The organism is Streptomyces sp. CB01580 (assembly GCF_001905795.1).
Taxonomy (GTDB): Bacteria; Actinomycetota; Actinomycetes; order Streptomycetales; family Streptomycetaceae; genus Streptomyces.
Genome location: NZ_LIXJ01000020.1, coordinates 246,185 through 252,184 on the forward strand (window position 1 = coordinate 246,185; position 6,000 = coordinate 252,184).

At 74.4% G+C, this 6,000-nt stretch carries 6 protein-coding genes and 1 pseudogene; 1 reads left to right on the forward strand and 6 read right to left on the reverse strand.

The genetic code is table 11. The features are described from left to right. Positions 1-84: 84 nt before the first annotated feature. Positions 85-657, forward strand: a pseudogene (locus AMK22_RS26200) (hypothetical protein); the annotation flags it as partial. 80 nt (positions 658-737) lie between these two features. Here AMK22_RS26200 and AMK22_RS26205 read toward each other — a convergent pair. The 6 genes from AMK22_RS26205 to AMK22_RS26230 form a co-directional block, all read right to left on the reverse strand. Continuing rightward, a complete protein-coding gene (locus AMK22_RS26205) occupies positions 738-1,496 on the reverse strand; it encodes an endonuclease/exonuclease/phosphatase family protein (protein ID WP_073788898.1) in 759 nt (252 codons plus the stop codon). Positions 1,497-1,599: 103 nt separating this feature from the next. Then, complete coding sequence (locus AMK22_RS26210) at positions 1,600-2,541, reverse strand: ROK family glucokinase (protein WP_073788900.1); 942 nt, start codon at positions 2,539-2,541, stop codon at positions 1,600-1,602. Between the two features lie 73 nt (positions 2,542-2,614). Next, entirely contained in the window at positions 2,615-3,073 is a 459-nt protein-coding gene (locus AMK22_RS26215) for a DUF5304 domain-containing protein (protein ID WP_073788902.1), read from the reverse strand. Between the two features lie 92 nt (positions 3,074-3,165). Then, positions 3,166-4,494, reverse strand: coding sequence for an ArsA family ATPase (locus AMK22_RS26220; RefSeq protein WP_073788904.1), 1,329 nt, complete (start codon positions 4,492-4,494; stop codon positions 3,166-3,168). 4 nt (positions 4,495-4,498) lie between these two features. Further along, on the reverse strand, positions 4,499-4,948 hold the full coding sequence (locus AMK22_RS26225; RefSeq protein WP_073788906.1) for an SRPBCC family protein: 450 nt from the start codon (positions 4,946-4,948) through the stop codon (positions 4,499-4,501). A 179-nt stretch (positions 4,949-5,127) separates the two neighbouring features. Continuing rightward, a complete protein-coding gene (locus AMK22_RS26230) occupies positions 5,128-5,934 on the reverse strand; it encodes a metallophosphoesterase family protein (protein ID WP_073788908.1) in 807 nt (268 codons plus the stop codon). Positions 5,935-6,000: the final 66 nt, after the last annotated feature.

Here is a 6,000-nt window from a genome sequence, read left to right on the forward strand (position 1 = left end):
GCCCCGGCCGAGAAGGCGTCCGCCGACGCCGGCCGGCCGGACGACGACGGCCGGGGAGAGGGCCCGGACGACGACGGCCGGGGAGAGGGCCCGGACGACGACGGCCGGGGAGAGGGCCCGGGCGACGGACGGCTCGACGAGGACGCGGCCTGGAATGCGATCGTCGCGGGGTACGGCGAGGAGCCGCCGGACCCGCCGGGTGCCAGGCCGTTCCGGTCGATCGAGGATCTCGCGGGGCTGGAGGACGACCGGTCGGGCGTGCTCGATCCGGACAAGGGGATCGGCAAGAAGGCCCCCGGGCCGCCGGAGCGCCCGCTCGGCAGCTCGGTCGTGTTCGCGCCCGGTGTCGGCGGGCCGCGCGACTACGAGCTCGCAAAGCCCAAGGACGACGACCTCGACGACACGGACGAGGGGCACTTCGTGCCCCCGGAGCCGCCGCCGCTGCCGGAGGCCGACGTCACGGCGAAGTTCGCCTGGCTCGCGGTCGTCGGCGGTCCGGTGCTGATGCTGCTCGCGGTCCTGCTGCGGTGGGAGATCACCTGGTGGCTCGGCACGGTCTGCGTCGGCGGATTCGTGGGCGGCTTCATCACGCTGGTGGCGCGGATGGGGAACGACGACGAGGACGAGGACGACCCGGGTCGCGGGGCGGTCGTCTGAGAGCCCGTCGGGGCGGAGCGCCCGTCACCCGGGCGCCCCGCGTGCCCCGTTCCCCCGGCAACCGGGGGCGGGCGGCGGGATCAGGGCCTGAGCGCGGGCACCCGTAGCGCCGCCAGGACCGGCAGGTGGTCGGTGGCCGCCCGCAGGTCCGCTTCGGCGAGGCCCGGCAGCCCGGTGGGGACGCCGCAGCCGAGCACCTCGATCCCCTCCGTCGCGAAGACCGCGTCGATGCGCTGCCGGGGGCGGTGCGACGGCGAGGTGTTCTCGTCGCCCCACGGCCGCACCGCCCAGCAGTCCTGGAGCCGCCCGGCCAGCCGCCGGAACGCGGCCCCGCCCGGGATCTCGTTGACGTCCCCGGCCGCGATGGCGTGCTCGACGCCCATCGCGTCCAGCTGTTCCAGCACCATCCCGGCCTGCGCCAGGCGTTCGTCGGAGCGCAGGCTCAGATGGAAGCTGAGCAGACCGATCCGGGTGCCCGCGATCCGCACCACCGACGTGGCGAATCCCCTGCGGTGCAGACCGGGGGTCAGCGGCAGCAGGAGGTCCTCCGTGCGCTCCACGGCGGCCCGCAGCGAGCAGAGCAGCAGCGGCCCGGCCGCCGTGGCGCCGCCGCCGATCACGACGAGACCGGTACGGGCCGCGAGCCAGGCGGCGTGCTTGCGCCAGCGGAAGAAGCGCGGGGCCTCCTGGACGAGGACGAGGTCGGGGGCACAGGCGCCGATGACGCGGGCCAGTGCCTCGCGGTCGTCGCGCATCGACCGGACGTTGTAGCCGAGCGCTCTGATGACCGCCGAACCGTCCGGCTCGGTGCGGGAGCCGGGCAGTGGCGTCGCAACCATGGGGCCCACGATACGGCGGACGCCCGTCGCGTCCCATGGGGCGCGACGGGCGTCCGGCTCCGTACGGTGGCGGCTCGGAGCCGCCGGGCGGCCTGACGGCCCCTCAGCCCTGGCGGGCCAGGTCCGCCGCACCCACCAGCCCCGCCTTGCCGCCCAGTTGGGCCGCGAGCACCTGGGCGTGCGGGCGCCACTGACTGCCGATCAGCCAGCGGCGGAACGACTTGCGGATCGGGTCGAGGACCAGTTCGCCCTCGTCCGAGACACCGCCGCCGATGATGAACGCGGACGGGTCGAAGAGCGAGGCGAGGTCGGCGAGTCCGGCACCGGCCCAGCGGGCCAGCTCGCGGAACGAGTCGATCGCCACCGGATCACCCTGCCGGGCGGCCTGGCTGATGTGCTTGCCCTCGATGCCGTCGATCGTGCCGTCGCCGAGCGACAGCAGGACCTCGGCGTTCTCGGGGGCGGCGTTGGCGCGCTGCCTGGCGTACCGGACGAGGGCGCGGCCGGAGGCGTACTGCTCCCAGCAGCCCTGGCTGCCGCAGCCGCAGAGCAGACCGTCCGGGACGACCCGGATGTGGCCGAACTCGGCGGCCACGCCGAAGCGTCCGCGGCGAAGCTTGTTGCCGATGATGATGCCGCCGCCGAGGCCGGTGCCGAGCGTGATGCAGATGACGTCGTCGTGGCCCTGGCCGGCGCCGAAGCGGTACTCGCCCCAGGCGGCGGCGTTGGCGTCGTTCTCGACGACGACGGGAAGGCCGACGCGCTGTTCGACCTTGTCCTTCAGCGGCTCGTGCCGCCAGTCGATGTTCGGTGCGAACAGGACGGTGGCGCGCTTGTCGTCGACGTATCCCGCGGCGCCGATGCCGACCGCGTCGATGCGGTGCCCCTCGCTCGCGCCGGACACCGCGTCCGCGATCGCGTCCACGATGCCGCCGGCCGTCGACGGGGTCGGCACCTTGAACGTCGAGAGGATGCGGCCCTCCTCGTCGACCACTCCGGCCGCGATCTTCGTGCCGCCGATGTCGACGCCGATGGTGAGTCCCATGAATCCCTCAGTTTCGGTCGAGCCCCGCTGGGGCCAACCGTACCCGAGCCGCGGGCCCGGACTTCCGCGCAGGTCAGTCCAGGTCGATGTGCTCGCCGCCGGAGGCTCCTCCGTCGCGCGGGTCGGTGGGGTCATCGGACCGCTTCCCGGTGCCGGCCCGGTCCCCCGCGTCCCTGGTCCAGCGGCGTTCCTGTCCCTCCACGGCGGAGCGGTAGGCGGCGAGGAGCTCGCCACCGGCCGCGGCGAGATGGTCGAAGACGTCAGGGTTGCGTTCGATGACGGGCTGGGCGGCGGACTTCGCCTGCTTGATGATCTGCTGCACGGTGCCCTGGGCCGCCGGGCCCAGCAGCGGCGTCGGGAGGGACGAGATCCGGTCGGCCACGGCGTCGATCAGCTTGCGCAGCTCCTCGGCGGCGGTTCCGGGGCCAGGGCCGTGGTGGGCGCGGCGGCGGGCCTTCTCCGCTTCGAGGTCCTCGGCGCAGGCCCGTGCCCACGCGTCGTCGTCGACGGGACGATCGGTGGCTTCGCTCATGGCGTACTCCTGCGACGTGGTTCGCCCGCGGTCGCGCCTGCGGGACCGTACGGGTACGTACTACCGACGTTACCCGAACGGTGGGGCGCCGTTCAGTCCGTACGGGGCCACAGCCCGGGGTCGGGGGTGAACCTGACCCGGAGCACCCCGTCGGTGAGGGCGGCGCCGGAGACGGTGCAGCGGCGCAGTCCGGACTCCAGGGGGACGATCCGGTGGAACGGGCCGACGGTGAGCAGCAGTTCGTCGCCGCGGCGCACCAGTTGCAGGTCCGACTTGACGGCTCCGGGCAGCGGCAGGCACCAGACGAGGACGGGGCCGCCGTCGGCCGACGGGGCGCCCATGGCCCGGGAGCCGGGCGGCGGGGTGCGTCCGTCGTCCGCGGTGCCCGGTCCCCCGGTCCGCCGGGGGTCCTCGATCCACCAGGGGTCGTCGGCCCGGCCGGGCACCGGTTCGTCCGGTGCGGCGCACAGCCCGTCCCCCGCCCCGAAGCCGCCGGGGGCCGCCCCGGTGGGCGCGGTGGAGCGGGCGAGGCCGTCAAGGAGGGCGAGGTCGTCGAGGTTCCGGGGGTCGCGGCCGAGGTGGGGGACCTCGTACAGGGCCGTCGTGGGGCCCCATTCCTCGTACCAGTGGTCGACGGTCTTCTCCTGCCGCGCGGCGAGGTCCGCGAACCAGGGGTCGCCGGAGTACCGGGGCAGGACCCGGTTCGCGGCGAGGGCGTCGACGCGCAGTCCGTGCAGGGCGAGGCCGGTGCGGGCGCTGCGCAGGGCGTCCTCGGCGGCCGGTCCCGGTTCGGCGACCAGCCGGAGCGTGGTGGCGCGGTCCTCGATCAGGGCCTGGACGGCGGCCAGTTCGGCGTCCTTGCGGGCGGCGGCCTCGTACAGCCACTGGGCGGGCATGGGCACCCCGGCGAGCTGGGCGAGCATGGGGCGCAGGGCGCGGGCGGCCTGGCGTTCCGGGGGCAGCAGCCGACGCAGATAGCGGCGCAGCTGTTCGGGGAGGGCGAGGACGGCGAGTGCTTCGCGCAGCGGCGGCAGGTCGACGACGAGGAGGTCGAAGCGGCCGTCCGACCAGTCGCCCTCGGCGGCGCGGCGCAGCGCGTGCAGCAGGGCGAGCTGGGGGCTGCCGGGGAGTTCGGTGAGTTCCTCGCCGTCCATCCGGTGCCCGCCGAGCAGGTCGAGCACGCCGGAGGCGCGGTCCTGGAGGGCGAGGAGTTCGCCGCGGAAGTGCTCGCCGGAGTCGATGCGGGCGAACCGGAGGCCGTCGGTGACCTCGACGGGTTCCGTGCCGTCGGGGAAGCCGGGTATGGGGTCGGCGGAGAGCAGCAGGACGCGGCGGCCCCGGCGGGCGGTGGCCAGGGCGGTCGCCGCCGCGACGGTGGTACGGCCCGCGCCGCCGGGCCCGGTGACGAGAACCGTACGCACCGGGTCAGCCCTTCGGTACGGACTCGACGCGCTTCTTCAGGCCTGCCAGGGCCCGGTCGATGATGACCTTCTCGGCCTTGCGCTTGATCATGCCGAGCATCGGGATCTTGACGTCGACGGTCAGCCGGTAGGTGACCTCGGTGCGGTCGCCGTCGCCGAGCGGGGCGAGCGCGTAGGTGCCGTCGAGGGCGCGCAGCATCTGCGACTTGACGAGGGTCCAGCTGACCTCGCGGTCGCCGGTCCAGGTGTACGCGAGGGTGTGGTCGTCCTTGATCGCCCCGGCGTCGAGGACGAGGCGGACCTTCTCGGCACGGCCCCGGTCGTCGGTGGCGAGCACCTCCGCCTCCTTGACCTCTCCGGTCCACTCCGGGTAGCGGGCGAAGTCGGCGATCACTCCCATGACGTCGGCCGGTGCCGCCTCGATCGTGATCGTCGAGCTGGTGTGTTCAGCCATCGCTGTGGCTCCTCCAGTGCGGTGTGACCGGTGCGTCGGCAGATGCCTGCCGTCAGAAGGCTATCGCGTGCCCGCGGTGCTCCGTCCCAGGGTCCGGCGCTGTGGCCGGCGGGGCGGCCGTGCGGGTCGGGGTCCGCCGCCGGGCCCGGGGCCCGCGCCGGGAGCGGCCCTCGGGCCTGTCACCACTCCAGGGCCCACGGCCTTCCGGTGGAGGCGAAATGGCCGACGTTCACGCATTCGGTCGCACCGATCCGCATCCGGCGGACCAGGGGCTGGTGGACGTGGCCGAACAGCGCGTAGCGGGGGCGGGTCGCGCGGATGGCGTCGAGCAGGGCCCGGCTGCCGCGTTCGAAGCGGCGCGCCACCGTGTCGTAGGTCAGTTCCGGCACGTCGGGCGGGATGTGGGTGCAGAGCACGTCGACCGTGCCGACCGCCTCGATCTTGGCCGCGTACTCCTCGTCGTCGATCTCGTACGGGGTGCGCATCGGGGACTTCAGGCCGCCGCCGACGAAGCCGAGAACCCGGCCGCCGATCTCGACGCGCCCGCCGTCGACGACCGTCGTGCCGGGGCGGGCGTACTCGGCCCACAGTCCGGGGATGTCGACGTTGCCGTAGGTGGCGTACGTCGGGGTGGGGAAGGCCGCGAAGAGTTCCGCGTACTGCTTGCGCACGCCCGCGACGATCGCGGCCTCGCGGTCCATGCCCGTCCACAGGCGACGGCCGAGCTCGCGGGCCTCCTCGAAGCGGCGGGCGGTGCGCAGGGCCACGAGCCGGTCGGTGTTCTCCACGCCGAAGAGGTCGGGGAAGATGCCGCGCGAGTGGTCGGCGTAGTCGAGGAAGAGGACCAGGTCGCCGAGGCAGATCAGGGCGTCGGCGCCGTCCCCGGCTCGGGCCAGGGCCTCGGTGTTGCCGTGCACGTCACTGACCACGTGGAGGCGCGTGCGCCGTGCGGCGGGGCTGACTCGGGCGTCGGGTACGGCGGGCATGACGGCCAGCCTAGTGCTGTGACCGGGAAGGTTTGCCGGGCGTCGCGAGCCGGTGAACCTTCCCGG

What these genes read in the sequence shown, in the direction of transcription:
- AMK22_RS26230 (WP_073788908.1), bottom strand. Translation starts at nt 5,934, where the DNA reads ATGCCCGCCGTACCCGACGCCCGAGTCAGCCCCGCCGCACGGCGCACG.
- AMK22_RS26210 (WP_073788900.1), bottom strand. Translation starts at nt 2,541, where the DNA reads ATGGGACTCACCATCGGCGTCGACATCGGCGGCACGAAGATCGCGGCC.
- AMK22_RS26205 (WP_073788898.1), bottom strand. Translation starts at nt 1,496, where the DNA reads ATGGTTGCGACGCCACTGCCCGGCTCCCGCACCGAGCCGGACGGTTCG.
- AMK22_RS26215 (WP_073788902.1), bottom strand. Translation starts at nt 3,073, where the DNA reads ATGAGCGAAGCCACCGATCGTCCCGTCGACGACGACGCGTGGGCACGG.
- AMK22_RS26225 (WP_073788906.1), bottom strand. Translation starts at nt 4,948, where the DNA reads ATGGCTGAACACACCAGCTCGACGATCACGATCGAGGCGGCACCGGCC.